General features: G+C 66.6%; 23 protein-coding genes, 1 tRNA gene and 1 pseudogene. 13 read left to right on the top strand and 12 right to left on the bottom strand.

Going from position 1 to position 26,767, the window contains the following annotated elements; genetic code table 11:
* Nucleotides 1–29 precede the first annotated feature (29 nt).
* Nucleotides 30–1,340, top strand: coding sequence for a sugar MFS transporter (locus tag EO081_RS06710; protein ID WP_129341083.1), 1,311 nt, complete (start codon nucleotides 30–32; stop codon nucleotides 1,338–1,340).
* A gap of 58 nt (nucleotides 1,341–1,398) precedes the next feature.
* On the opposite strand, the gene EO081_RS06705 is transcribed toward EO081_RS06710, so the two are convergent.
* Nucleotides 1,399–2,157: a FadR/GntR family transcriptional regulator gene (locus EO081_RS06705; protein ID WP_129341082.1), complete on the bottom strand. Its 759-nt coding sequence runs from the start codon at nucleotides 2,155–2,157 to the stop codon at nucleotides 1,399–1,401.
* Nucleotides 2,158–2,259: 102 nt separating this feature from the next.
* Here EO081_RS06705 and EO081_RS06700 point away from each other — a divergent pair, with 102 nt between their 5' ends.
* The 3 genes from EO081_RS06700 to pncB all read left to right on the top strand — a co-directional run bounded on the left by EO081_RS06700 (nucleotide 2,260) and on the right by pncB (nucleotide 6,311).
* Nucleotides 2,260–3,825 carry an aldehyde dehydrogenase (NADP(+)) gene (locus EO081_RS06700; protein WP_129341081.1) on the top strand — a complete coding sequence of 522 codons (1,566 nt, stop codon included), beginning with the start codon at nucleotides 2,260–2,262 and terminating at the stop codon, nucleotides 3,823–3,825.
* Between the two features lie 48 nt (nucleotides 3,826–3,873).
* The gene (gene araD1 / locus EO081_RS06695) at nucleotides 3,874–4,866 is read left to right on the top strand and encodes an AraD1 family protein (protein ID WP_129341080.1); all 993 of its coding nucleotides are present in this window, start codon (nucleotides 3,874–3,876) and stop codon (nucleotides 4,864–4,866) included.
* 140 nt (nucleotides 4,867–5,006) lie between these two features.
* Nucleotides 5,007–6,311, top strand: a complete 1,305-nt coding sequence (gene pncB / locus EO081_RS06690; RefSeq protein WP_129341079.1) for a nicotinate phosphoribosyltransferase — start codon at nucleotides 5,007–5,009, stop codon at nucleotides 6,309–6,311.
* Between the two features lie 62 nt (nucleotides 6,312–6,373).
* On the opposite strand, the gene EO081_RS06685 is transcribed toward pncB, so the two are convergent.
* The 4 genes from EO081_RS06685 to EO081_RS06670 form a co-directional block, all read right to left on the bottom strand.
* The gene (locus EO081_RS06685; protein ID WP_129341078.1) at nucleotides 6,374–6,556 is read right to left on the bottom strand and encodes a hypothetical protein; all 183 of its coding nucleotides are present in this window, start codon (nucleotides 6,554–6,556) and stop codon (nucleotides 6,374–6,376) included.
* A gap of 38 nt (nucleotides 6,557–6,594) precedes the next feature.
* The gene (locus EO081_RS06680; protein WP_129341077.1) at nucleotides 6,595–7,113 is read right to left on the bottom strand and encodes a ferritin-like domain-containing protein; all 519 of its coding nucleotides are present in this window, start codon (nucleotides 7,111–7,113) and stop codon (nucleotides 6,595–6,597) included.
* Between the two features lie 120 nt (nucleotides 7,114–7,233).
* Nucleotides 7,234–8,541: a GGDEF domain-containing protein gene (locus EO081_RS06675; RefSeq protein ID WP_240697559.1), complete on the bottom strand. Its 1,308-nt coding sequence runs from the start codon at nucleotides 8,539–8,541 to the stop codon at nucleotides 7,234–7,236.
* A tRNA-Ser gene (locus tag EO081_RS06670) sits at nucleotides 8,514–8,603 on the bottom strand. Before EO081_RS06670 ends, EO081_RS06675 begins: the two co-directional genes overlap by 28 nt.
* Nucleotides 8,604–8,717: 114 nt before the next feature.
* On the opposite strand from EO081_RS06670, the gene EO081_RS06665 reads away from it, so the two are divergent.
* The 9 genes from EO081_RS06665 to mazG all read left to right on the top strand — a co-directional run bounded on the left by EO081_RS06665 (nucleotide 8,718) and on the right by mazG (nucleotide 17,560).
* A complete protein-coding gene (locus EO081_RS06665; protein ID WP_129341076.1) occupies nucleotides 8,718–9,740 on the top strand; it encodes a lytic murein transglycosylase in 1,023 nt (340 codons plus the stop codon).
* Nucleotides 9,724–10,599: an SPOR domain-containing protein gene (locus tag EO081_RS06660; protein ID WP_129341075.1), complete on the top strand. Its 876-nt coding sequence runs from the start codon at nucleotides 9,724–9,726 to the stop codon at nucleotides 10,597–10,599. Before EO081_RS06665 ends, EO081_RS06660 begins: the two co-directional genes overlap by 17 nt.
* A 21-nt stretch (nucleotides 10,600–10,620) precedes the next feature.
* Entirely contained in the window at nucleotides 10,621–11,790 is a 1,170-nt protein-coding gene (locus EO081_RS06655; protein ID WP_129341074.1) for a D-alanyl-D-alanine carboxypeptidase family protein, read from the top strand.
* A complete protein-coding gene (gene tmk / locus EO081_RS06650; RefSeq protein WP_129341073.1) occupies nucleotides 11,787–12,410 on the top strand; it encodes a dTMP kinase in 624 nt (207 codons plus the stop codon). The genes EO081_RS06655 and tmk overlap by 4 nt, the downstream gene beginning before the upstream one ends.
* An 8-nt stretch (nucleotides 12,411–12,418) precedes the next feature.
* The gene (locus EO081_RS06645; RefSeq protein ID WP_375781641.1) at nucleotides 12,419–13,417 is read left to right on the top strand and encodes an AAA family ATPase; all 999 of its coding nucleotides are present in this window, start codon (nucleotides 12,419–12,421) and stop codon (nucleotides 13,415–13,417) included.
* Between the two features lie 9 nt (nucleotides 13,418–13,426).
* The gene (gene metG, locus EO081_RS06640; protein WP_129341071.1) at nucleotides 13,427–14,983 is read left to right on the top strand and encodes a methionine--tRNA ligase; all 1,557 of its coding nucleotides are present in this window, start codon (nucleotides 13,427–13,429) and stop codon (nucleotides 14,981–14,983) included.
* Nucleotides 14,980–15,759 (top strand): TatD family hydrolase, encoded by a 780-nt coding sequence (locus EO081_RS06635; RefSeq protein WP_129341070.1) that lies wholly within the window; start codon nucleotides 14,980–14,982, stop codon nucleotides 15,757–15,759. Before metG ends, EO081_RS06635 begins: the two co-directional genes overlap by 4 nt.
* A complete protein-coding gene (locus EO081_RS06630) occupies nucleotides 15,756–16,520 on the top strand; it encodes an MBL fold metallo-hydrolase (protein ID WP_129341069.1) in 765 nt (254 codons plus the stop codon). The genes EO081_RS06635 and EO081_RS06630 overlap by 4 nt, the downstream gene beginning before the upstream one ends.
* A gap of 293 nt (nucleotides 16,521–16,813) precedes the next feature.
* Nucleotides 16,814–17,560 (top strand): nucleoside triphosphate pyrophosphohydrolase, encoded by a 747-nt coding sequence (gene mazG, locus EO081_RS06625; RefSeq protein ID WP_129341068.1) that lies wholly within the window; start codon nucleotides 16,814–16,816, stop codon nucleotides 17,558–17,560.
* Nucleotides 17,561–17,578: 18 nt separating this feature from the next.
* On the opposite strand, the gene hflX is transcribed toward mazG, so the two are convergent.
* From hflX to dusB, 7 genes and pseudogenes are all read right to left on the bottom strand, one after another.
* Nucleotides 17,579–18,865: a GTPase HflX gene (gene hflX / locus EO081_RS06620; RefSeq protein WP_129341067.1), complete on the bottom strand. Its 1,287-nt coding sequence runs from the start codon at nucleotides 18,863–18,865 to the stop codon at nucleotides 17,579–17,581.
* Nucleotides 18,862–19,413: pseudogene (gene hfq, locus EO081_RS06615) on the bottom strand (RNA chaperone Hfq); the annotation flags it as partial. The gene hflX and the pseudogene hfq, both read right to left, overlap by 4 nt.
* A 37-nt stretch (nucleotides 19,414–19,450) precedes the next feature.
* Entirely contained in the window at nucleotides 19,451–20,833 is a 1,383-nt protein-coding gene (ntrX, locus tag EO081_RS06610; RefSeq protein ID WP_129341065.1) for a nitrogen assimilation response regulator NtrX, read from the bottom strand.
* On the bottom strand, nucleotides 20,830–23,085 hold the full coding sequence (locus EO081_RS06605; RefSeq protein ID WP_129341064.1) for an ATP-binding protein: 2,256 nt from the start codon (nucleotides 23,083–23,085) through the stop codon (nucleotides 20,830–20,832). The genes ntrX and EO081_RS06605 overlap by 4 nt, the downstream gene beginning before the upstream one ends.
* A gap of 71 nt (nucleotides 23,086–23,156) precedes the next feature.
* The gene (gene ntrC / locus EO081_RS06600; RefSeq protein WP_129341063.1) at nucleotides 23,157–24,599 is read right to left on the bottom strand and encodes a nitrogen regulation protein NR(I); all 1,443 of its coding nucleotides are present in this window, start codon (nucleotides 24,597–24,599) and stop codon (nucleotides 23,157–23,159) included.
* Nucleotides 24,596–25,702, bottom strand: a complete 1,107-nt coding sequence (locus EO081_RS06595; protein WP_221214959.1) for a two-component system sensor histidine kinase NtrB — start codon at nucleotides 25,700–25,702, stop codon at nucleotides 24,596–24,598. Before EO081_RS06595 ends, ntrC begins: the two co-directional genes overlap by 4 nt.
* Nucleotides 25,699–26,697, bottom strand: a complete 999-nt coding sequence (gene dusB / locus EO081_RS06590) for a tRNA dihydrouridine synthase DusB (RefSeq protein ID WP_129341062.1) — start codon at nucleotides 26,695–26,697, stop codon at nucleotides 25,699–25,701. The genes EO081_RS06595 and dusB overlap by 4 nt, the downstream gene beginning before the upstream one ends.
* Between the last annotated feature and the right edge of the window lie 70 nt (nucleotides 26,698–26,767).

Genomic DNA, 26,767 nt, shown 5'->3' with positions numbered 1-26,767 from the left:
CTTCGGCTTCCACACAGGAGACAGGATGCATGGCGTTGCCGCCAACTTCTTCCGTCGCTTCGACAGGTGCGCATCACGCGCCTAGTGGGAGCTACAAGCCCGCGCTGACGCTGCTTGCCAGCCTCTTCTTCATGTGGGGCTTCATCACCGTCATCAACAACACTCTCCTGCCGCATCTCAGGAGCGTGTTCGAACTGGATTATACGCAGACCACGCTCATCGAGTCGGTGTGGTTCATCGCGTATTTCGTGGCTTCGATCCCCTCGGCGAAGCTGATCGAGCGGATCGGCTACCAGAAGTCGATCGTGACCGGCCTGCTGATCATGGCGGCGGGTGCGCTGCTGATCGTCCCGGCCGCGAAGGTGCCGTCCTACGGCATGGTGCTGACCGCGCTGTTCATCATCGCCAGCGGCATTACGCTGCTGCAGGTGGCGGCGAACCCCTATGTCGCGGTCATCGGCCCGCCGGAGACCGGTTCCTCGCGGCTGAACCTGGTGCAGGCGTTCAACTCGCTCGGCACCACGCTCGCGCCGCTGTTCGCAGGCTATCTGATCCTGGGCCGTTCGAAGGGCGGCACCGCAGAGGCTGGCGTCACGCTGACGGCCGCCGAGCGCTACGCCGACGCCCAGTCGGTGATCCTGCCGTATCTCATCGTCGCGGCGGTGCTGGTGGTCCTTGCGGTTGTCATCGCACGCTTCCCGCTTCCTGCCATCGGCCAGGCTACCCAGCGCGTTTCGCGCGAGGAGCGGCGCGGCATGTCGCTTTGGAAGCACCGGAACCTCGTCTGGGGTGTGCCGGCGATCTTCATCTATCTGATCGCAGAGATCGGCGTCGCCAACCTGTTCATCAACTTCGTCTCGCAGCCTGACATCGCCGCGATCACGCACGAGCAGGCGTCGCGCTATCTGGCGCTGCTGTGGGGCGGCATGATGGTCGGTCGCTTCGTCGGCAGCTTCGTCATGCAGAAGGTGCCGGCCGACAAGGTGCTGGCGTTCTTCGCGGTCGGCGCGTTCGTCGTGATGCTGCTTGCCACCTTCACCAGCGGCCATGCCGCGATGTGGTCGCTGATCGCAGTCGGCCTGTTCCACTCGATCATGTTCCCGACGATCTTCACGCTCGGCATCAAGGGCCTGGGGCCGCTCACCGAAGAAGGCTCCGGCCTGCTCATCATGGCGATCGCCGGCGGTGCGCTGGTCGTGGTGCAGGGCTGGCTGGCCGATACGGTCGGGTTGCAGACCTCGTTCCTGCTGACCGCCGCCTGCGAACTCTACATCCTGTTCTACGCGCTGTGGGGCTCCAAGCCGACGCATGCGTTGCCGGATCCCGAGGTGGTCGGGTAACCTCGCGAACACGGCACCACGAGGGCGCCTCCGCTACTGCGGGGGCGCCCTTTTTGTATCACGTCATCGCGTAGCGGGTGTCCTCCAGGGCGAGATCGACCAGGGCCCGCATCGCGGCACCGGCTGCATCCGGGTCACCCGCTGCGATGCCGTCATAGACGCGGATGTGGTCCGGGAGCGGGTCGCGGGGAAGGGCGCGGGAGCGCTGCTTGAACTGGGTCGTCCAGTTTACCGCCGCGCCGATGCTGGCGCTGAGGACGACCAGGGCGTCGTTTCGCGTCGCGCGCAGGATCGCATCGTGGAAGTCGCGGTCGGCCGCCAGGCCGGCTTCGGTTGCCAGCGTGTGGCGGCGCATCGCGGCGAGCGCGTCCTTCATCGCCTTCAGATCTGCGCGATCGCGCCGTTCGGCTGCCAGGCGTGCCGCTGCGGGCTCCACGATCGCGCGCAACTCGAACAGGCTGCGGATGAACTGAATGTCCGGGTTGCCAGCGAACGCCCAGGCGACCACGTCGGGGTCCAGGAGGTTCCAGCGATTGCGCGGCAGGACCCGGGTGCCCGCCTTCGGACGGCTCTCCACCAGCCCCTTTGCCGTCAGGACCTGTACCGCTTCGCGATAGGCGCTTCGAGAGACGTCGAGCGCCTCCGAAAAGGCGATCTCTCCCGACAGCGTGTCGCCGGGCGCATATTCGCCCGAGACGATCGCCAGTCCCAGCTTGTGCGCGATCGCGCCGCGTAGCCGGCGCCCGGTACCTCGCGGCTGCCGCGTGGGTGCTGGCGCCTTATCGAGCGCATCGGCCTCGCCCTTCGCATTGGTCATCCCTATCTCCCCCGCTAAGGCTGTATCGCGTTTTGAATGCCGAACGAGCGATTGCCAAGCCGGCACCGCTTTAATATGTCCGAGTAAATAAGGAGCCACCCCATGACCAACGACACCGCAACCCTGAACCGGGCCAGCGACGCCGGCTTTCGCTCGATCTCGGCCGACACGGGCGAACCCTTTGGAGAGCCGTTTGCCGTTCATGGTCCAGCTGACGTTGACGCGGCCTGCGCCGCGGCAGAAGCGGCGTTCGACACCTATCGCTCGACCGACCGCGAAACCCGCGCCGCCTTCCTCGAGAAGATCGGTGAAGAGATCATCGCGATCGGCGATGAGCTGATCGAGACGGCGATGCGCGAGAGCGGCCTGCCGCGTGCACGCCTGGAGGGGGAGCGCGGCCGCACCGTCGGTCAGCTCAAGATGTTCGCCGGTGTCGTCCGCAAGGGCGGCTGGCTCGGCCTTCGCATCGACCCGGCGCTTCCGGATCGTCAGCCGCTGCCGCGCCCGGACCTGCGCCTGCGCATGATCCCGCTCGGCCCGGTCGCGGTGTTCGGTGCCTCGAACTTTCCGCTCGCATTCTCGACTGCTGGTGGCGACACCGCTTCGGCGCTCGCCGCCGGCTGCCCGGTCGTCGTGAAGGGTCACCCGGCGCATCCGGCGACGGGCGCGCTGGTCGCAGAAGCGATCCGTCGTGCGGTTGCCGCATCCGGCCTGCCCGAGGGCGTGTTCTCGCACCTGGTCGGCCCCGGCAACGAACTCGGCTCGCAGCTGGTGCAGGACCCGCGGATCACGGCGGTCGGCTTCACCGGCTCGCGTGGCGGTGGCTTCGCGCTGATGAAGCTCGCGCAGGCGCGCGAGGTGCCGATCCCGGTTTATGCCGAGATGTCGAGCATCAACCCCGTTCTGCTGATGCCGGAAGCGCTCAAGGCGCGCGGCGCGGCGCTGGGCACCGCTTTTGTCGGCTCGCTGACGATGGGCGCTGGTCAGTTCTGCACCAACCCGGGCCTGGTGCTGGCGATCGAAGGCGAGGGGCTCGACGCGTTTGTCGAAGCTGCGAAGACTGCGCTGGTCGAAGCCGGGGCCAGCACCATGCTTACTCCGGGTATTCACAAGGCCTATTCGGAGAGCGTCGAGAATCTGGCGTCTCATGCGCGCGTCGAGACGATTGCACGAGGCAAGGTGGGCGAGGGCGTGACCCAGGGTCAGGCCGCGTTCTTCTCGACCACGGCTGAGGCGTTCCTGGCCGACAAGGCGCTGGGGCATGAGGTGTTCGGTGCGTCGTCGATCCTGGTGCGCTGCCGCAACGAGGAAGAACTGCGCCAGGTCCTCGTTGCTGCTGAGGGTCAGTTGACGGCCACGCTGCACATGGACGTAGGAGACGCCGAGCTCGCCGCGCGGATGGTGCCTGTACTCGAGCGCAAGGCGGGTCGCATCCTTGCCAATGGTTGGCCGACGGGCGTCGAGGTGACGCACGCGATGGTCCATGGCGGGCCGTTCCCGTCGACCTCCGATGGTCGCACCACCTCGGTCGGCAGTCTTGCGATCGACCGGTTCCTGCGGCCGGTGTCGTACCAGAACCTGCTGCCCGAGTTGCTGCCGCAGGATCTGCGGGACGGTGCCCAGACGGGTCTGCCGCGTCTGATCGACGGCCAGCTCCACAACGATTGATCAATCCCGACGACCGCAAACGCGGCGTTCAAGTGGGGAGGAATTAGGATGACGTTGCGTTTGTTGCAGCATCGGGCGCCGGACGGCACGCGATCGGTGATCGCGGCCCAAGGCGACCGGGCGGCATTCGTGCCCGGGGTCGATAGTGTGCGGGCGCTCGCCGCCCGCGCCATCGCCGAAGGCACCAGCCTGGCGGATGCAGTCGCCGCGTGTGGGGAGGGGGCTTCGGTCGACCTCGCCGCGGAGTTCGACGCCGGCCACCTGATCGCACCGATCGATCATGAAGATCCGGCGCACGTCGTGATGACGGGCACTGGCCTCACCCACCTCGGCTCGGCCGAGGGGCGCGACAAGATGCACCGCGAGGCGGCCGCCGCTGAGAAGCAGACGGACTCGATGCGGATGTTCCTGGAAGGCGTCGAGGGCGGCAAGCCGTCGGCCGGCCAGGTCGGCCAGCAGCCGGAGTGGTTCTACAAGGGCGATGGATCGCAGCTGGTCGCACCGGGCGCGCCGCTGTCGATGCCGGCGTTCGCCCAGGACGGCGGCGAAGAGCCGGAGCTTGCCGGCATCTACCTGATCGGTCCGGACGGCACGCCGTTCCGCCTGGGTCTCTGCCTCGCCAACGAGTTCAGCGACCATGTGACCGAGCGCCACAACTATCTGTGGCTCGCGCACTCGAAGCTGCGTCAGGCGTCGCTCGGGCCGGAGATCGTCGTCGGCACCCCGCCTTCGGACGTGCGCGGCAGCAGCCGCATCCTGCGCGACGGCGAAGTCCTGTGGGAGAAGCCGTTCCTGTCGGGTGAGGACAACATGTCCCACAGCCTGGCGAATCTGGAGGCGCACCACTTCAAATATGCGCTGTTCCGCCGCCCGGGCGACATTCACATCCACTTCTTCGGTACGGCCACGCTGTCGTTCACCGATGGGGTGAAGACGCAAACCGGCGACGTGTTCGAGATCGAGGCGGCGCCGTTCACGCTGCCGCTGCGCAACCCGCTTGCACGTGACGCGGAAGCGCCGGTCACGGTTCGCGCGCTCTGATCCAGCCTGCCCGGCCCCCGCGCTACCGCGGGGCCGGGCAGAAACTGCCGATCGCCAAAGGGCTTGCAGTCCGGGCGGTCAGCAGCGACGAGGGATCCAGCCCGCGCGGCATCGGTCGCGCCCTTGCACAGGATCGTTCGATGGTCGTCACGGACATCGCAACCCGCACGTACGACCATAATTTTCGGCTCGACCCGATCGTCCGCAGCCTGCTCGACACGGACTTCTACAAGCTGCTGATGCTGCAGATGATCCGGCACGTGCATCCGAAGGTCGATGCCACCTTTTCCGTGATCAATCGCACCCACTCGGTTCGCCTGGTGGAGGTGATCGATGAAGCGGAGCTACGCGCGCAGCTCGATCACGCCCGTACGGTTCGCTTTGCGAAAAAGGAGTTGATCTGGCTGGCGGGCAACAGCTTCTATGGCACGGCTCGGATGTTCAGCCCGGACTTCATCCGCTGGCTCTCCGATTTCCAGCTGCCGCCCTATGTGCTGGAGAAGCACGACGGGCAGTATGCGCTGCATTTCGAAGGGCCGTGGACCCATACGACGATGTGGGAAATCCCGGCGCTGACCATCATCAACGAGCTCCGCGCCCGAGCCGCGATGCGCGACAAGGGGCGATTTGCGCTCGACGTGCTCTATGCCCGTGCCAAGGCCAAGCTGTGGCAGAAGGTGGAGCGGCTGCGCATGCTCCCCGATCTGGTTCTCTCCGATTTCGGGACCCGCCGTCGTCACGGTTTCCTTTGGCAACGCTGGTGCGTCGATGCCCTGAAGGAGGGACTGGGCGACCGGTTCATCGGCACGTCCAACGTGTTGCTGGCGATGGATGCCGATCTGGAGGCGATCGGAACCAACGCCCATGAGTTGCCGATGGTAGAGGCGGCGCTGTCGAACAGCGATGCGGAACTCGCCGAGGCGCCCTATCGCGTGCTGGAGCAATGGCGGCAGCATTATGGGGGCAACCTGCTGGTGGCGCTGCCCGATGCGTTTGGGACGACGGCGTTCCTGGCGAACGCACCCGCTTGGGTGGCGGACTGGACGGGCTTCCGCCCCGACAGTGCCCCTCCGATCGCGGCGGGCGAACAGATCATCTCCTGGTGGCAACGCCACGGGGTCGATCCGCGCGGCAAGTTGCTGATCTTTTCGGACGGCATGGACGTGGACACCATCGAGCAGGTCTACGGTCACTTCCACGGCCGCGTGCGGATGAGCTTTGGCTGGGGCACCAATCTCACCAACGACTTTCGGGATTGCGATCCGGACGGCGCCTATGGGCTCGAGCCGATCTCGCTGGTGTGCAAGGTCACGCGGGTCGACGGCCGGCCCGCGGTGAAGCTCTCCGACAATCCTGAGAAAGCCACCGGCGAACCGGGCGAGATCGCGCGGTACCTCCGCGTGTTCGGCGGGGCCGACCGCGTCGCGAGCGCGGTGGAGGTGTAGGCTAGGAAGCGGAGCCACCCGCGTGCCGGCCCTCGGCGAGAGGGCCCGGCACGCAGGGCATCCTATTGCGCTTGCGCCGTGTTCGAAGGGGCGATCTGGCCCGAAGGCCCGTCCTCTTCCATCTGCTTTGCGTGGTGGAGGTTGTACCCCACGAAGATGATCCCCCAGATCGCCGCGATGATCACAAGGATGATCGCGAGGCGTCTGAGCGGCGGTCTACCCCGGGGATCGGGCGGCACGGGCATGATGAGGTCCTTTGGATCAGGTGACCGGATGGTGCGGCTTAGTGGCTGGCGTCCTCGCCTGCCGCCCGCAGATCGACAAAGGTGCGCATGACCTTCGGGATGCCTCCGATCACGAACGATGCCATCGACTGTTCCTCGGCCAGCGACTGCTCGAGCAACGCAGTGACGCTGCCGAAACCGCCATCTTCGGCCAGGGTGATCAGACCGGTGTAGCTCGCGATCTCGAAATTCTCGAAGGCGAAGTTGGCGAAGCTGTTCTTGATGATCTCGTCGCCGGCCACGGTATGGCTGAGCGCGGCGAGGTTGCCGGAAATGCTGAGGCCGAGGTCCTTCAGGTTCGAATGGCTTTCGCCTAGATCCGCCAGGATCTGCTCCACACGGGAGATCTGCTGCTCCGTCTCCGTGCGATGGCTACGCAGCCGGGCCTCGATTTCCGGATAATGCGCGAGACGGTCAAGCTGACGATCGATCAGCGCCAAAGCCTGATGTTCGACCGCATGCACGTCCCGCAGCCCGGTGATGAAAAGCGGGCGGATGATTTCGTTGACAGTTGCCATGGGCACCTCCTCTCGGTTGCGTCTTCATAGCGCGCGGAAGGAAGCAGAGGTTCCCTGCGGCATCGAGGGTCGGCTGTGTCGCGGGACCGTCGAAGCCGGCCACCGACGCGGACGACAGTGTCAGGCGTTGGCGAGAAGGGTAAGCGGCCGGGCGAACTCGATCCGGTTCCGCCCCAAGGCCTTGGCCGAATAGAGCGCGCGGTCTGCGGCGGAAAGCAGGGTGGGCAGGTCCACGCCGTCGACACCCAGTTCCGCCAGCCCGACGCTCACCGTTGCACGGATGTTGCCACTCTCGCCGTGACCGGTGCCGGCAAAGCGTCGCGCTACTGCTTCGCCGACCTCGCTTGCGCGACTGCCATTCTGCCCCGGCAGGAGAGCCGCGAATTCCTCTCCGCCCAGTCGCACCAATAGGGGGAGGCTTCCGATCGTCTCCTGCGCAATCGAAGCAAAGGACTTGAGGACCTCGTCCCCGGCAGCGTGCCCGTAGCGATCATTGATGGATTTGAAATGGTCCAGGTCGAACGCGAGCAGCGAGGCGCAGGGGCTGTCGGCCAGCATGGCAGCCCCTTCCTCGAAGAAGCGTTGTCGGTTGCCGAGCCCCGTCAGAAAGTCGGTGCGCGAAATCGCGAGGAGCTTGCCTTGCGCCTCCTCGCGTACGAGCGCCAACAGCGCCATGGGCATCGCGACCGAGTAGAGTACGCCCTCATACAGGGTCGCTTCTGCGAGCGATGGCAGGATTTGGTCGCCGAAGACGCCCGTCAGCACCGGGAGCACGAGCGCCCGGAACGCATAGAAGAGAGCGTGCCCGCCAGCGATGGCGACGGGAATGGGCAGCGAGCGGAGCGACCGCAGCGTGTGGCTGCGCGCCAGCTGCCATGCGGTAAGTCCGCACACCAGAGCGATCGGCAGCGCGGAGCAATAGTTCCAGAAGATCGATCGGGCCCCCAAGCCGACGCTCGCCCATGCGAAGGCGACGACCAGCAGAAGCGCCACGGACATGCGGCCGTAGCGACGCCCCTCCAGTCGCCCCACGCCGTTCAGGATCAGCAGATATCCGGACAGGATGACGAGGTTGCTGAGAGCCCAGCCCGAAGCACCCGGAAAATGCGTCCGCCCGATCGCGAGACCGCACCCGACCGCCAGAAGCGTGTAGCCCGCGGCCCAAATGCCAAGTTCGGCAGACCGCTCCGGCCGAGCCTGTCGTTCCCAAAGGGTCATCCCGGCACCGACGAGCAGCGTGCCGATCGCCAGACCGTAAAGGGTGAGAAGGTCCAATTGCATCTCGATACTGCCCCCCGACGGGTGCAATAACGCAACCGGGATGAAATTTCCACGCTCGCGGAACCTGATGGTTGCTGCCGCGTTTGGCGCGCCCGTCGGATTGTTGCCGCCGTACATCGTGGCGGAGAGGGTGGGATTCGAACCCACGGTGAGCGTGAACCCACGGCGGTTTTCAAGACCGCTGCCTTAAACCACTCGGCCACCTCTCCGCACACAGCGCGCTTACGGCGGCTGATCGGGTTTGTGCAAGCCTCGCGACGCTTAGGGGTTTCGCGCGGGCTCTTCGCTGTGGCACAGAGCCGCTTCACGTGCGGGAGCCGAGTATGCGTAGATGGGGCAAGGGGCTGCTCGCCCTTGCGGCGATGATGTCGATCAGCGGTTCGGCTGCAGCCCAGGACGAGGCGGGGTTCCAGGTCTATCTCCAGGGAGTCGCCGCAAAGGCACGTTCCCAGGGTGTGAGCGAGCGCGCGATCAGCGCCGTTCTGGGCGGGCTCACCTACAATCCGCGGGTGGTGGAGTTGGATCGAGGCCAGCCCGGCGGAACCAGCAACAGTGTTCCGGCCTTTGCTCCCTACAAGGCCCGCCATGTCGACGCCGCCCGCATCAACCGCGGGCGCGAGGCCTATCGCGCGCAGCGCCCGAAGCTGATGCGAATCGAGCAGGAGACCGGCGTCCCCGAATCGATCATGGTTGCGATCTGGGGCCATGAAACGAATTACGGGGGCTACACCGGCAACTTCGATCTTCCGCGCTCGCTCGCGACCCTCGCGTTCGAGGGGCGCCGCCGTGCGCTGTTCGAGCCGGAACTGATCGCGACCATGAAGATGGTCGACCGTGGGGTTCCGCGCGACAGCCTGAAGGGGAGCTGGGCAGGAGCGACCGGGTATCCGCAATTCCTGCCGTCGATCTACCTCCGCCTCGCGCGCGATGGCGACGGCGATGGCCGAGCCGACATCTGGACCAGCGCAGCCGACGCCCTAGCCTCGATCGGAAACTACTTCGTCAATGCCGGTTGGCGCCCAGGACAGCCCTGGGGCATCGCCGTGAACGTACCCGCGACCCTGAACCGTGGCCCGCTGACTTCGCCGACGCGATCGCCGCGCTGCCCCCGCGTGCACGAGCGGCACACACGCTGGCGGAGCATGGCCGAATGGCGGCGCCTGGGCATCGTGCCCCAATCCGGTCGCTGGCCCGACGACAATGTTCAGGCGACGCTTCTCGAGCCCGACGGCCCGGGCAACACCGCCTATCTGTTGACTGGCAACTACCGGGTGATCCTGGATTACAACTGCTCGAACTTCTACGCACTGTCGGTGGGGCTGCTGGCCGATGAAGTCGCACGTTAGCGCGTTGGCGGCGCTGCTGCTGGCGGCTTGCGCGACGAGCACGCTGCCGCCCGCGCCACAGCAGCCGGCAGGCGATCCCGCGCTCCCCGCCGCGCCGCCGACCTCCGAGGCCCGCTATGATGCCGTAGGTTGGGCGGCTACAGCCGCATCGCCCGATCCCGACGGCGCCGTGTTCGTCGTCCATCCGACGCTCGCTGAGGGCAGTTTTGTCGAGCTCACGCTGCTTGACGGTGGGCGCACGACGGTGATGAAGGTTGGCCGGAATGCGCCGGTTGCTCCCGGGTACCTGCTGGCCCTGTCGCCCGTCGCCGCACAAGCGCTGGGCGCCGGATCGGGGCCTGTAGCCGTGCGGGCGAGAGAGGTCGTACCGCCGCTTCAAGAGCGTGCCGCAGCCGAAGGGGGCAGCCTGACGCGGATGGATGCGCCGCAGCTATTGCTGGCAGCGCTGCGCAAGCGCCTGCCGCCGGTGCCTGCCGCAGGGGCGACGCCAGCACCTAGTGCCGGCGCTCGGCCGGCGTCGGCACCAGAACCCGCGCCGCGTCCGGGGCCTGCGCCGATCGAAACCGTCGACCTGCCGCCGAGCCGGGTTTCGCCGCTGCCGTCGATACCGGCGTCTCCGGAACCCGCACCCGTCTCGACCACGCCTGCTTCGGGCGCTTGGGTCGTTCAGGTGGCGGCGCTGTCGAACGCCGCCCGGGCCGAGGCACTGGCGCGGGAGCTGGGCGGGTTCACGCGACGTACGGGAGCGCTGGTCCGCGTACGCATGGGACCCTATCCGACTACCGCGGCTGCCGAACGCGGGCGTGCGCAAGCCGCTGCGCGCGGCTATGGTGACGCAAAAGTTATTCGCAACGACTGACCTAAGGCCCTGGACCCTACGATGAAGAAGCTGCTTACCGCCGTCCTGCTTTCCGCCGTCGCCGTCACGCCGTCGGTCGCCGCTGCGCCCCCGTTCGAGACTCCGGCGCCCGTCGCCTATCTCCAGGACCTGTCCTCGGGCGCTATTCTCTATGCCAAGGATGCCGACCGCCGCATGCCGCCGGCGTCCATGGCCAAGATGATGACCGCATATGTGGCGTTCGACCTCATCAAGAAGGGCGAGCTGAAGCTCGACCAGAAGTTCCAGGTGCGCCCCGAAACCTGGCAGCGCTGGCACGGTCCGGCTGCGGGCTCGACCATGTTCCTGTCCGTGAACGAGCAGGTCAGCGTGGACGACTTGCTGAAGGGGATCATCACCCTTTCGGGCAATGACGCGTGCGTGGTGCTGGCCGAAGGTGTCGCGGGGACGGAAGAGGCCTTCACGAGCCTGATGAACCAGCGCGCCAAGGAGCTGGGGCTTACCAACAGCCACTTCGGTACCTCCAACGGCTGGCCGGATGAGGGCCGGACCTATGTCAGTGCGCGGGATCTGGCGAAGCTCGCGTCCGCGACGATCCAGAACTTCCCCGATCTCTACAAGCGCTTCTATTCGCTGGAGAGCTTCACCTGGGGCAAGACGCTGGGCGCGGGCAACGACATCACACAGGCGAACCGCGACCCGCTGCTCGGGCGCGTTGCGGGTGCCGATGGCCTGAAGACCGGCCACACCGAAGAAGCGGGCTATGGTTTCACCGGTTCGGCCGAACAGAACGGTCGGCGCTTGGTGATGGTGCTGGCGGGGCTGACGAGCTTCAACCAGCGTATTTCCGAATCCGTGCGCTTCATGGAATGGGGCTTCCGTGCATGGCGTGCCCGGCCGATCGCGAAGAAGGGCAAGCTGGTCGAAACCGCCGATGTCCAGCTAGGGGACAGCAGCACCGTCGGCCTGATCGCTCCGCGCGACCTGACCGTCACGGTTCCTGCCGGCGCCGCCACCGAGCTCGCCGGCACGGTCGTATATCAGGGCCCGATAAAGGCCCCGATCAAGGCTGGCCAGCATATCGCCGATCTTGTCATCTCCTCCCCCGGCATGGAGCCGCAGCGCCTGCCGCTGGTTGCGGAAAAGGACGTGGACGAGGCAGGCTTCTTCGGTCGCGCCTGGGCGGGCCTGATGGCGCTGTTCGGCGCTTGAGCGGCCTGTTCATCTCGTTGGAGGGCGGCGAGGGCGTCGGAAAGTCGACCCAGACCGCCCGCCTGGCCGCCGCACTGCAAGCGCGGGGCCTGCACGTCGCGGTTACGCGCGAGCCAGGCGGCAGCGAAGGCGCGGAAGCGATCCGTGGCCTGCTGATGCAGGGCGAGGTGACGCGGTGGAGCCCCCATGCCGAGGCGCTCTTGTTCGCAGCGGCACGGGCCGATCACGTCGAAAAGCGCATCCGTCCCGCACTGGAGGCGGGCCAATGGGTGTTGTGCGACCGATATCTCGACAGCACCCGCGCCTATCAGGGTGGGCAGGGGATCGACGACGCGGCGATCCTCGCGCTTCATGCCTTTGGCTCGAAGGGGCTGCTGCCCGACCGGACCCTGCTGCTGACTCTGCCGCAGGGGGCCGGGGAGGAGCGCGCGCTCGTCCGGGATCGCGGCGTGGCGGACCGCTTTGGTGCCCGGGGACCCGAGTTCCACGCGGAGGTCACCGCGGCATTCGAACGCATTGCCGATGCCGAAGCCGGGCGTGTCCGCCGTGTCGATGCGACGGGAACGCCCGAAGCCGTGACGGCCCGCCTGATGGATGCGCTCGCCGACCTTCTGCCATGATCGACTTGATGGGGAACCGGGCCGCGCACGACGCCTTCTTCACGGCAGCGGAGCGGGGCGGGCTGCACCACGCCTGGCTCCTGGCGGGGCCGGAGGGCGTGGGCAAGGCGAGCTTCGCCCGAATCGCGGCCAGCCGCCTGCTTGCTCATGCGGCCCACTCCCGGGTGCCGGTTCGCGGTGGTGCGCTTCCCGAAGACGACCGAACCGCGGCGCTGATCGCTGCGGGTTCCCATCCGGACTATCGGGAAATGGCGCGCCAGCCGAAGGATCCTGCGAAGCCGGACGAGAACCTCGCCCGAAGCATTCCGATCGCGCAGGTGCGCGCACTCCAGCCGATGTTCGCTACCAAGCCTTCGCTCTCGGAACGACGCGTGGTGCTGATCGATGCCATCGACGACCTGGAGACCGCAGCTGCCAACGCGCTGCTGAAGAATCTTGAGGAGCCGCCCGCCGGCACCATCTTCCTGCTGATCAGCCATGCGCCCGGCCGCCTGCTTCCGACGATCCGCTCGCGCTGCCGGATGCTCCGCTTCGAGCGGCTTTCGGATGCGGAGGTGGCGACCGTCGTCCGGGCCGCGATGCCGGACGTGAGCGATGTCGAATGCGACGCCCTGGTGCGCGGCGGCGAAGGATCGCCTGGTCGCGCGCTCGCCTTCGCCGGGCTCGACGTCGCTGCCCTGGAGCGCGCGATGGCCGCGATCGCCCGCGACGGCGACCCCAGCAACGCGCTACGCAGCAAGCTTGCCAAGGCGCTCGGCGGCAAGGCCGCGCAGCACCGGTATGAAGCGTTCCTGGAACGTGCGCCGAGCTTCATCGCCGCCAGCGCGCGCGCGCGTAGTGGCGCCGCTTTGCGCACCGCGCTGGGAGCGTATGAGGCGGCGCGCAGCCTCGCGGCGGCAGCGCCGGGCCTCTCGCTCGACGCACAGGCGACTGTGTTCGAGATGGGCGGAATTCTTGCGCGTCTCGCAGAGCAGGACGGGCTTCAATCGCGCGGAGCGATGCACTAGGGACACGGCATGGCCGAGCCCTATTACATCACCACCGCGATCCATTATCCCAACGGCAAGCCGCACATCGGCCACGCCTATGAGATGATCGCCGCCGACGCGATCGCGCGTTTCCACCGCCAGGCGGGTCGCGACGTCCGCTTTCAGACCGGCACCGACGAGCACGGGCTCAAGATGGTGCAGACCGCACGCAAGCGGGGCATGGAAGTGCGCGCGCTCGCCGACGAAATGTCGGGCTATTTCCATGAGATGGCCGACAAGCTTGATATTTCGTATGATCGCTTCATCCGCACCGTCGAGCCCGCGCACTATGCCGCCAGCCAGGCGATCTGGCAGGCGATGGCCGACGCCGGCGACCTGTACCTGTCGCGCTACGAGGGTTGGTATTCGGTTCGGGACGAGGCCTTCTACGAAGAGAAGGAACTGACCGACGGGGAGGGGGGCGTCCGCCTCTCGCCGCAGGGCACGCCGGTGGAATGGACCGCGGAAGAGACCTGGTTCTTCCGCCTCTCGAAGTACCAGCAGCCGCTGCTCGACTTCTATGCGGCCAACCCCGAGGTCATCCAGCCCGAGAGCCGCCGCAACGAAGTGCTGCGCTTCGTCGAGGGCGGGCTTGCCGACCTGTCGGTGTCGCGCACCAGCTTCGACTGGGGCGTGCCGGTGCCGGGCAGTCCCGGCCACGTCATGTACGTGTGGGTCGATGCGCTCACCAACTATCTGACCGGCGCGGGCTATCCCGACGGCGGCGACACGGCGCGCTTCTGGCCGGCGGACCTGCACCTGATCGGCAAGGACATCGTCCGCTTCCATGCGGTTTATTGGCCCGCATTCCTGATGTCGGCGAAGCTCGCGCTGCCTCGCCAAGTGTTCGGCCACGGCTTCCTGCTCAACCGAGGCGAGAAGATGTCGAAGTCGACCGGCAACGTCGTCGACCCGATGGCGCTCGCCGGCCTCTATGGCGTCGACGCGCTGCGCTATTTCCTGCTGCGCGACATCAGCTTCGGCCAGGACGGTACCTTCTCCGACGAGGCGATCGTCACGCGGGCCAACGCCGATCTTGCCAACAGCTTCGGCAATCTGGCCCAGCGCACGCTGTCGTTCATCGCCAAGAACCTGGAGGGCGCGCTGCCGTCGCCGGGCCGCAGCGACCCCGCCGACGCCGCACTGCTGGCGCAGGTCGCCGAAGCGAGCGCCGCGTTCCGTGCCGAGTTCGCCGAGTTGTCGCTCGGCCAGGCACTGGAAAGCTGGATGCGCGGGGTCTTCGCTTGCAACCAGTATATCGACGCGCAGGCGCCCTGGTCTCTGCGCAAGACGGATCCGGAGCGCATGCACGCCGTGCTCGGCACGCTGGTGCGCGCGATCCGTGATCTCGCCATCACCATCTGGCCGGTGATCCCGACCTCGGCCGGCCGGGTGCTCGACCAGTTGGGGCAGGATGCGCGCGATCATGCGGCGCTCGCCGACGCCGCCTGGTACGTCCGTGCGGCGGACGCCGGCTTCCGCATCGCTCCACCCACACCAATCTTCCCGAGACTGGTGCTGGCAGAAGCCGCGGAGATCGCATGAAGCTCGCCGACAGCCACTGCCACCTGAACTACAAGGGTGTCTTCGAGCAGCAGCCGGAGGTGCTGGCGCGTGCTCGGGATGCCGGGGTTGTCGCGATGCTGAACATCTCGACGCGCGAGAGTGAATGGGACGCTGTGATTGCCACCGCCGAGCGGGAGGCGGACGTCTGGGCGACCATCGGCATCCACCCGAACGAAGCGGACAGCTACCCCGAGGTCGATACCGAACGGCTCGTGGCCCGCGCATCCCATCCTCGCGTCGTTGGCATCGGTGAGACGGGGCTGGACTATTATTACGAGCACTCGGATCGTGCTCGACAGCAAGCCAGCTTCCGCAGCCATCTCGCCGCCTGCCGACAGACTGGCCTCCCGGTGGTGGTACACACGCGCGAGGCCGAAGCGGATACCGCGGCAATCCTGAAGGAAGAGCTGGGGAAGGGGAGGTTTCCCGGCGTGATCCATTGCTTCACCGGCACCGCCGAATTTGCGCGCCAGGCCCTGGACCTCGGCTTCTACATCTCCATTTCCGGGATCGTGACATTCAAGAATGCCCGGGATCTCCAGGAAACGGCGCGCTGGCTGCCGCGTGAGCGCCTGCTGGTGGAAACCGACGCGCCGTTCCTGGCGCCGGTGCCGCATCGGGGACGGCCCGGTGAGCCCGCCTATGTCGCGGACACCTGCCGCTTCCTCGCGGAACTGCGCGGCGAGGATGCCGACGCGCTGGCGGATGCGACCCGCGCGAACTTCCACGCACTGTTCGCGAAAACGGCCGCGTGAAGATCCGCATCCTGGGCTCCGGCACGTCGTCGGGTGTGCCGCGGCTTGGCGGCGACTGGGGAGCATGCGACCCGGCCGAGCCGCGCAACCGGCGCACGCGTGTGTCCGCCTTGGTCGAGACGAACACCACGCGCATCCTGATCGACACCGGTCCCGACATGCGGCAGCAGCTGCTCGACGCCGCGGTAGCGGACGTCGATGCGGTGCTATGGACCCACGACCATGCCGATCACTGCCACGGCATTGACGACCTGCGGCAGCTGTTCCACCTCCGCGGACAGCCGGTTCGCGGCTATGCCCGTCCCGAAACGTTGGCGGTGCTGCGGGAGCGCTTCGGCTATGTCTTTTTCGGCCGTAACGGCTATCGGGCGACCGTCGAGGCGCAGGAGCTTCCGGATCGACTACAGATCGGCGACGTCCACGTTTCCGTGACCGATCAGCCGCATGGGGCGATCCGTTCCGCCGGCCTGCGCTTCGAAAGCGACGGCCGCTCAGTCGTTTACGCAACGGACTTCAACGAAGTGACGGACGCGATGCTTGCGCTTTATCGCGGATGCAACCTCATGGTCGTCGATGCGCTTCGAGATGCGCCGCATCCGACCCATCCGACAGTCGACGAGGCGCTGGCGCTGATTGCAGCGTGCGGCGATCCGCGGGCAGTGTTGATCCACATGGACCACAGCCTGGATTACCAAGCCCTTCGATCCCGGTTGCCCGAGCACGTCGAGCCTGGCTTCGATGGTCTGGAACTTACAGCGTGAACCTGGAGGACGGCGCACAGGTGCTCTGGGGCATCGGAGCGCTCGTGCTCGCCATTTCGGCGCTGGCGGCTCGCCGGCCGAGCAGAGGCACCATCGCGCGCTCGCTGCTTGCATGGGTCCTCATCGGCGCGCTGATCCTTCTTGCTACGCTAGGCGTGCACTATCTGGGTGATACGACCGAGAGACCGAGAGAGGTACCAAACGCCAGCTCGGCGCCCGTCCAATATTCTGCGGTAAGTTAACATAATGCAGATTACCGGCCTGATGTACATTTTGGAAGTGGGGTCAGTTTGATGGTCGATCGGCTCGTTGCGATCATGGCGCGCCTCCGGGATACTGAGCATGGCTGCGAATGGGATCGCGCTCAGACTTTCGCCACGATCGCGCCGTACACGATCGAAGAAGCCTATGAGGTTGCCGACGCAATCGCGCGCAGTGACATCCCGGACCTGAAGGAAGAACTCGGCGATCTGCTTCTGCAGGTCGTGTTCCACAGCCGCATTGCCGAGGAAGCTGGCCAGTTTGCCTTGCCGGACGTGGTCGCAGCCATCAGCGACAAGATGGAGCGCCGCCATCCGCACATCTTCGGCGACGCCGACGTGAGCCCCGGCTGGGAGGCCATCAAGGCCGCCGAGCGCGGGGCAAAGACGACGGCCGAGAACGGCGGCGCGCTTGCCGGTGTTGCGCTCGGCTTGCCGGCGCTCAGCCGCGCCGAAAAGCTCCAGAAGCGGGCCGCGCGCGTAGGTTTCGACTGGCCGGATGCGAGCGGCCCCCGTGCGAAGATCGACGAGGAACTGCTTGAAATCGAAAGCGCTCCTGCGGCGGAACTGGAAGAGGAAGTCGGCGATTTGCTCTTCGCCGTGGTGAACTGGGCCCGGCATCTCGGCATCGACCCCGAAGCGGCGCTACGGAGCGCCAACACCAAGTTCGAGCGCCGTTTCGCCGCCATGGAAGCAAGCGCCGGGCTTTCCTTTCCCAAGCTGACGCTGGACGAGAAAGAGGCCCACTGGGCGGCGGCGAAAGCCGCAGAGCGCGCGTAAGGCGATGCGGTTCCTCACTCAGCGTGTGAGGAACCGCTCGTAATCGGTGGGCGCCATTCGGACATCGTACAAGGCGCGCGATTCCTCCATCCAGTGGTCGACGACCTCGCCATGGGCGTGCAGCCACGCGGCGCTGGCACCGTCTTCCGGAGCGAGAGCGATGCGGTAGCGGCGGTGTCCTTGCGTGAGGCGATCGGCGATCGTGCGAAGGAGCGTCTCCACCCCTTCCCCCGTCAACGCCGAAATCGCCACGACATCGTCCCGGTGCGAGGCTTCGCCTTCCAACTCGGTGCGATCCTCAGGCTCCAACAGGTCCAGCTTGTTCCACGCCTCGATCCGGGGTGTGGCTTCATCCACGCCGATCTCCGAGAGCACCGCCTCGACATCATCCGCCTGGGCCTGGGTGTCCGGATGCGCGATGTCGCGGACGTGGACGAGCAGGTCTGCGGACACGACCTCTTCAAGCGTGGCCTTGAACGCTGCAACGAGCTGCGTCGGCAACTCGGAGACGAAGCCCACCGTGTCCGACAGGATCACCTTGTCCACGCCGGGCAGCGAAATTTGCCGAAGCGTGGGATCGAGCGTCGCGAACAGCAGATTCTCCGCCATCACCTCGGCGCCTGTCAGCCGGTTGAACAGCGTAGACTTGCCCGCATTGGTATAGCCCACCAGCGCGACGACCGGCCACGGCGCGCGTTGGCGGCGATCTCGGTGGAGCCCTCGCGTACGCGACACGCTCTCCAGCTCGCGCCGCAAGCGCGCCATGCGGTCACGGATCAGCCGCCGATCGGCTTCGATCTGCGTTTCACCAGGGCCGCCCAGGAAGCCGAAGCCGCCCCGCTGCCGTTCAAGGTGAGTCCAACTGCGGACCAGGCGCCCGGCCTGATAGTCGAGGTGCGCAAGCTCTACCTGCAGGCGTCCTTCGGCCGTCCGAGCACGTTCGCCGAAGATTTCCAGGATCAGGCCCGTGCGATCGATGACCTTGCAGCCAAGCCCTTTCTCCAGATTCCGCTGCTGGATCGGCGTCAGCGCGGCATCGAACACCGCGAGCTGCAGTTCCTGGTCGCGAACGGTCTCGGCGAGCGCCTCGACCTGTCCACTGCCGATGAGTGTGGCGGCGCGCGGTTGCCGGACGCGCAGCGCCACCCGCTCCTGCACTTCCACGCCGATCGCCAGGGCGAGCCCGGCCGTCTCCGCGAGACGAGCGTCCGCGTCGCGTGCCGACCCGCCCATGTCCGGGAGCACGATCAGCGCACGGGCGCCGCGCGAGAACTCCTCGACGTCGCGTTCGAACCCGCCGCTCAATCTGCGTCCGATCCGGCCTGTTCCTCGGCCAAGTTGAGCGGGTGCGCCGGCTGGATCGTCGACACGGCATGCTTGTAGACCAGCTGCGAAACACCGTCGCGCTGCAGCAGCATGCAAAAGAGATCGAAGGCGGCGATCTGCCCCTGCAGCATCACCCCGTTGACCAGGAACATCGTGACGCTTTCCTGGTTCTTGCGAACCGCGTTCAGGAAGATCTCCTGGAGCAACGCGTTACGGGAACTCTGTTCCGCTGCGGCTGCCACGATCGGGTCGAGATCGACCTGGCCCGCGGGCATGATGGTGGAGATGGCGTGCTTGTAGATCAGCTGCGACTGCCCGTCGCGCCGCAGCAACACGGAAAAATTATCGAACCACGTGACGATCCCCTGGAGCTTCACGCCCTTCACGAGAAACATCGTCACCGGTGTCTTGGAGCGCCGCAGCGCGTTGAGGAAGAGATCCTGGAGCGAGCTCTGCTTCTCGGCCATGTCCTGCCCTTTGTTTTTGGCGGGTGCACCCGCATTGCCCCGTCCCCGCGACGGTGCGGGGCTGACTTAGGACGCGGCAGCGGCCGCGTCCACCATGCTACTCGTCGCCGCGGGTTTCCGTGATGCCCAGCAACTTCAGCTTCCGGTGAAGCGCCGAGCGCTCCATCCCGATGAAGCTCGCAGTGCGCGAGATGTTCCCTGAGAAGCGCCGGATCTGCACGCGTAGGTATTCCCGCTCGAACGACTCCCGTGCTTCGCGGAGCGGCGCCCCCATGATGGCGTTGGCACCCAGCCCGCCGCTCCCCTCGCCCGGCGTGCCGAGCACCTCAGGGGGAAGCAGGTCCACGTCGATCCGGCCGATGCGGTTGCCCGGCGCGAGAATCACGGTACGCTCGACGACGTTGCGCAGCTGGCGGACGTTCCCCGGCCACTCATAGGATTGCAGCGCCACCATCGCGTCCGGCGCGATTTCCGGCGTCGGAACCCGTCGCTCCGAGGCATAGTGCGCTACGAAATGCTCGACCAAGGCCGGGATATCCTCGCGGCGTTCGGTGAGCGCCGGGATCACGACCGGAACGACATTGAGGCGATAGTAGAGGTCTTCGCGGAACCGACCTTCCGCAATCTCGTCCTGCAGGTTCCGCGCCGTCGCCGAGACGACGCGCACGTCCACCTTGACGACGCGCTGACCACCGACACGGGTGAAACTCTGGTCGGTCAGCACGCGCAGGATACGCGCCTGAGTCGCGATCGGCATGTCCGCGATCTCGTCCAGGAACAAGGTGCCGCCGTGCGCCTGTTCGAGTAGCCCCGGGCGGACGAGCTCGCCGCCCTCCTCCACCCCGAAAAGCTCCTCTTCCACGCGCTCGGGAGTCATCCGCGCGGCGCTCACAATCACAAAGGGAGCAACCGCGCGTTGGCTCCAGCCATGCAGCAGGCGCGCCGCGACTTCCTTGCCGATGCCAGGACCGCCGGTGATGAGTACGCGGCTGCCGGTGGAGGCCACGCGCTTGAGCGTCGCGCGGACGGTGTTGATCGCGGCCGAACTGCCGGTCAGATCGTCCTCGCGACCTGCCGATGCGCGCAGCGACGCAACCTCGCGGCGGAGCCGCTCGGTTTCGGTCGCGCGCTCTACCAGGAACAGCAGGCGCTCTGCTTCGAACGGCTTCTCGATGAAGTCGACGGCACCGCGCCGGATCGCAGCCACCGCAGTGTCGATATTGCCGTGGCCGGAGATCACCAGCACCGGAAGCGTGGGATCCCGCTCCTTGATGACGTCGAGCAGTTCGAGCCCATCAAGCCGCGAGCCCTGCAACCATACGTCCAGCAGCACCAGCGATGGCCGCCGTGCTGCGATCGCCTCCAGCGCCGCATCGCTATCAGCGGCGCCCCGCGTCTCATAGCCTTCATCTTCCAGCACGCCGGAGACGAGGTCGCGGATGTCGGTTTCGTCATCGACGACGAGGATATCGAGCTTCATAAGCGGAGTGTTCCGTTACGGGTAAGCATTGCTTGGCGCTGAGACTCTTCCGGGCCGGCATAGGCGGAAGCTGCCTCTTCTCCCTCCAGTGCCGCCAGGACGTTCAGGTCGAGGGTGATGGTGACGGTGGTGCCGCCCCCTGGGCGATCGCCGAAGCTGATACTGCCGAAATGCTCCTCGACGATCTTCTTGACGATGGCGAGGCCGAGGCCCGTGCCCCGCGCACGTGTCGTCATGTACGGCTCGACGATACGATCCCGCTCCACGGGAAGACCAATCCCGTTGTCGCTGACCGTCAGCTGCAACTGACCACCGCCCTTCTCCTGGAGGCGGACGCAGATCTCGCCTTTCGGCGCATCTTCTGGGCGCGCTTCAACTGCTTCCACGGCATTCTTGACGATGTTCGTGAGCGCCTGGCCAAACTGTCGGCGGTCGCAGACGACGGGCGGAAGGTTATCCTCCGCATTGAGGGTGAAGATGATGTCGGGATGGGCAACTTCGTGCAGGAACACGGCCTGGCGCGCGATATCCAGCATCGATTCTTCGTGGAAGACGGGTTTGGGCATGCGGGCGAAGGACGAGAACTCGTCCACCATCCGGCGGAGATCGCCGACCTGGCGCACGATCGTATCGGTCAGCTTCGCAAAGGTGCCGTCGTCATTCTCGATCTGCCGGCCATACCGCCGCTTCAGCCGCTCGGCGGCCAGCTGGATCGGGGTGAGCGGGTTCTTGATCTCATGTGCGATACGCCGCGCGACGTCGGACCAGGCCGCGCGGCGCTGGTCCAGCAACTGCTGGGTGATGTCGTCGAAGGTCAAGATGAAGCTGCCGTCGTCGCGCGTGACCTTCACTGCAAGCGTCTTGGCCTCGCCCCCGGCCTGCAACTGAACGATCGTCTCGCGTGCGCCGCTGGTCAGGGCAGCATCCAGTTCCGCCGCGACCTCCGAGAGCGGCCGTCCGACCGCCTGCAAGGCGTCCCTGTCGAGCAAATTCGCCGCCGAAGCGTTGATCACGCGGACGGCGCGGTCGGGCCCGACGGAGATGACGCCGGCGCTCACACCGGACATCACCGCCTCGATCAGCGCGCGCCGACTGTCGATCTGCTCGTTGGCAGCGACGAGTGCACTGGTCTGCTCGCGCAGGCGTTCCGTCATCATGTTGAACGCAGACGCCAGCACGCCGACCTCGTCCCGCGTGCGAGGCGCGTCGACACGCGCGGTCAAATCTCCGCTCGCAACCTTGCGAGCCGCATCGACCAGCTGCGCGACCGGGCGCACCAATCGATCCGCGACCGCAAGGGCGACAAGAACAGCAAGCCCGACGATCAGCAGCGAAATGATCAGAAGCGCGGCGTTGAACCGGATCTGCAACGACCGCGAACGGCTCACCAGCGTCTGGTAGTCACGCAACACCGCCGCGGAACGCGTCCGTGCCAGCGTCATCTGCGGATCGAACACGCGGGCACTGTAGAGATATGCGTCGCGCTCGCCGGGGAACGGGACCAGCGCCTTGAACCGGCCATCCACTTCCTCGATCACCTGCGGCTCCCCGGCCCGCAGCCGGCGGACGGCGGGAAGGCTGATCTGCTGCTCGATGTCGCGGTCGTAGGGGTTGACCAGTGCGAACGCCTGCACCTGATCGCCCGTCACCCGGACGATAGCTGCTTCCGACAGGGATCGGGCGTAGGTCTGCCAAGCGAAGTAATTCTGGAAGTCGATGCTGTCGAGCGACCACTCCTTGAGATTGGCCGCAAGATCGGTCGCCATCGCCGACGTGTTGCTGGAAACGCCGTTCCGCATCTGGACATAGCTGTCCTGAGCGATCGCATTGGCATTTTCCAACATGCTGCGCGCGCGGTCCGAGAACCAGAAATCGACGCCGTACTGGAACAGCAGTGAGGCGAAGATCGTCACGAGCAGCATCGGGACGCTGGCCAGGAGGGAGAAAACCGCGACGAGGCGGACGTGCAGCTGACCTGGCGCCCCCAGCGACGAGCGCGATGCCCGCCGCATGGCGGCGCGGCGACCAAGCAGCACCAGCAGCGCCATGTTCGGGATCAAGTTGGCGACGAGCAACAACGCCACGAGCGGCGGCGTCAGCAGGCGCTGCCGCTCACTGTCTCCCGACAGGATGAAATAGCTGCCGACAGCGACCGCGACGGCGATGGCAAAGACACCCAATTCGATAGCCGGGACGAAGCGCGTCGGGAGTCTGAAGCTCCGCCTGTCCTCGATACGCGCGCCATCGATCATCCTCGATGGCGTACAACGTTACTGTTGCCGAGAAAACACATAATCGTCCGTGTCGGACGGGTGGAGGCTGCTCAGCGGGGAGGCGTTCGGACCATCCCCGGCTCGATCGCCAAATCGTCCAGGCGCTTGCGCAGCGTATTGCGATTGATGCCCAGCGCTCGGGCAGCCCGCAACTGGTTGTTGCCGTGCCGCTCCAGCATCGCCTCGATCAACGGACGCTCAACCTCCGCAATCACACGGTCGTAGAGGGTGCCGTCGTCGAGCGCCTGCGGCGTGTCATTGGCAAGACGCCGGAGGAAGGCTCTAACCGCCACGTCGATCGCCCCTTCCCCGTCGGCCGGCGCGAGGTTGCGCGTCCCTTCGCCAAAGGAACCGCGAAGTTCGTCGGCGCTGATCCGCTCGTCACGCCCGAGCACCGCGCAGCGGCGCATCAGGTTTTCAAGTTCGCGAACGTTTCCCGGCCAGTCATGCCCCTCCAGCGCCGCGACGGCATCTGCGGAGAGGGAGCGGCGCGGAAGGCCTTCCTCCGCTGCGCGGTTCAGGAAATGCCGGGCGAGCAACGCAATGTCCTGCCGCCGCTCCCGCAGCGCCGGCAGGGCAACCGGCACCACGTTCAGACGATAGAACAGGTCCTCGCGGAACGCGTTCGCATGCACCAGGGACGCAAGGTCGCGGTTGGTCGCCGCTACGATACGAACGTCCGCGCGGATGGTGCGGGCACCGCCCACGGTCGTGAACTCACCCGATTGCAGCACGCGCAGGAGGCGCGTCTGCGCTTCCATCGGCATGTCCCCGATTTCGTCGAGAAACAGCGTACCGCCTGCGGCCCGCTCGAACTTGCCCGCGACGCGCTGGGCAGCGCCGGTGAAGGCGCCCCGCTCGTGCCCGAACAGCTCCGCTTCGATGAGCTCGCGCGGGATCGCCGCCATGTTGAGCGCGATGAAGGGAGCCCGGCGCCGCGGACCCAGGTCGTGCAGGGCACGTGCGACGAGTTCCTTGCCCGTCCCCGACTCGCCGGAGATCAGCACCGTCAGGTCGCTGGACACGACGCGGGCGATCACGCGGTAGACGTCCTGCATCGCTGGCGAGCGCCCGATCAGGGGGAGATTGGCGTCGATCGCCTCCCCGGGATCGGCGGGAGCGCTGGTGCGCCGTGCGAGCGCCCCCCTCACCGCCATTCCAAGCACGTCCAGGTCGAACGGCTTGGGCAGATATTCGAAGGCGCCGGCTTCATTCGCCCGCACCGCCGTCGTCAGCGTATTCTGGGCAGAGAGCACGATGATCGGCAGGCTGGGGTGCTCGAGCCGCAGCTTGGTTGCCATCTCCAGCCCGTCCCCGTCCGGCAACACGACATCGGTGATGAGCACGTCCGGCAGCGCAGCCCCGATTTCCGCCTGAAGCTGGGTCAGGGAAGCTGCGGCGGAAACCCGGTAGCCGTCGCGCCGCAGCGCCTGCGCGATGACGGTACGGATGCTCGCGTCGTCGTCCACGACCAGAATGGAGGCGTCGTTCATGCGTCGGGCGCTCTCGGCAAGAGGATACGAAAGACGGTGGAGGGTGGCTCGCCTTCGCGGGCGTAGCGGATCACACCGCCGAGCTCGCCCACCAGCTTCTCGACCAACGGCAACCCAAGTCCGCGCCCCTCTCGCTTGCCGGAGACAAAGGGCTCGAACAGATGCTCCGCCAGATCGGGAGGCGCGCCCGGCCCATTATCGATCACGCACAGCTCGATCGGCAGCGGCCGCCGTGGTTTGCCGCGCCCGCCGCTCACCGAGACGCCATGCCGGTAGGCCGTCGCCAGCGTGATCCGGGGGGCAGCCGTCTCGCCCAGCGCCTCGGCGGCGTTCTTGAGGAGGTTGAGCAACAACTGCACGAAGGCGTCGCTCTCGAGCAGCACGTCGGGCAGCGAAGGATCGAACCGCTCCTCGATCGGGATCCTGCGTGCGAACCCTGCAGCCGCGATCTGCCGCGCATGCGCGATCAAAGGATAGATGTTGCGGGCTTCGAGGGCACGGGGTCGCTGGTCGGTGAAATCCTCCATCCGGTCGATCAGCGCGGCGACTCGATCGACCTCCGCCGTGATCAGGCTGGTGAGCTCCCGCCGCTCCTCCTCCTGCCCCACCTGCGCAAGCAACTGCGCCGCGCCCCGGATGCCGGACAGCGGGTTCTTGATCTCGTGTGCGAGCATCGCTGCAGCGCCGATCGCCGCTCGAGCCCCGCCCCGCTCACCCGCACTGGCAAAACGGCGCGACGCTCCTTCAGGGTGGATGGTGACGATCCGCCATCCCGGTTGCTCCGGCAGCGCCCCCTCGACATAGTCCGCGCGCACCGGCCCTGTGCGGTCGAGCACCAGTTCCACGTCGTACGCTGCGAAGCCGTGCCCGTCCCGCCGTGCCGCCGGCCCGGCAGGCAGCCGGACAAGGAACTCGAGCGGCTGACCCTGCATCGCGCGTTCGGAGTGGTTCAGCAGGCTTTCGCACGCACTGTTCGCATGGGCGACGGTTCCATCCGGCCGTACGACCAGTGCTGCTACCGGCAGCGCCGCGAACCAGTCCGCCGGACCAGGCTCTCCGATCGATGGTGCGGCAGTGCCGCTTGCCACGTCGATACGGCTCAAGCAGCTGCGCGCGAGCGCCAGGGGGCGTAGAATTCCGCCAGCATCCGCTGGACGACGGCCGGATCCGCTTCCTGGTTGACCTTGTTGCGGAACTCGGCGGACCCGTGCAGGCCGCGCGTGTACCAACCGATATGCTTGCGCATCATGTTCACACCCACTTCGGTGCCATAATGCTCCAGCATCATCTCGTAATGCTCTGCGATCAAAAGATATTGCTCGTCGAGCGTGGGATCCGCTCGCTCGACACCGCCACTCAGCGCATCCATCACCTGACGCAGCAGCCACGGGCGGCCATAGGCACCGCGGCCGATCATCACGCCGTCGGCGCCGGACTGATCGAGCGCAGTGCGCGCATCCTCGACCGAGCAGATGTCGCCGTTGGCGATCACCGGGATCGACACGGCGTCCTTCACGCTGCGGATGAACGCCCAGTCCGCCTCGCCCTTGTACATCTGGTTGCGGGTACGACCATGAACCGTCACCATCTGCGCGCCCAGATCCTGGGCGATGCGCGCCAGTTCGGGCGCGTTGAGACTGGCGTGGTCCCAACCCATCCGCATCTTGACCGTGACGGGCAGCTTCACGGCCTTGACCGTCGCGTCGATCAGCGCCGCCGCGAGCTTCAGGTCGCGCATCAGAGCGGAGCCGGCATCGCCGTTCGTCACCTTGCGAACCGGACATCCCATGTTGATGTCGATGATCGCCGCGCCACGTTCTTCGCTGAGCTTGGCGGCTTCCGCCATCTCTGCCGGCGTACAGCCGACCAACTGCATCGAGACGGGCTCTTCTGCCGGATCCCAAGCCGCTTTCTGGATCGACTGCCGCGTTTCGCGGATCGCCGCCTGACTCGCGATCATCTCGGTCACGTTCAGGCCGGAGCCATAGCGGCGCACGATGCGTCGGAACGGCAGATCGGTCACGCCCGTCATGGGCGCAAGGATCACCGGCGCGGATACGGTCACGGGACCGATCTGGATAGGAGCTAGGGTTTGCATCGCATGTGCCTGAAAAACGGGCAGCGTGTACGCGACTGGCGTCTTGGAGGCAAGGCTGGCGGCGAGCGGC

Source organism: Sphingomonas desiccabilis, assembly GCF_004135605.1.
GTDB classification, from domain to species: domain Bacteria; phylum Pseudomonadota; class Alphaproteobacteria; order Sphingomonadales; family Sphingomonadaceae; genus Sphingomonas; species Sphingomonas desiccabilis.
The sequence above is the reverse complement of the archived record's forward strand: the minus strand, read 5'-3'. Positions and strand labels throughout refer to the sequence as shown.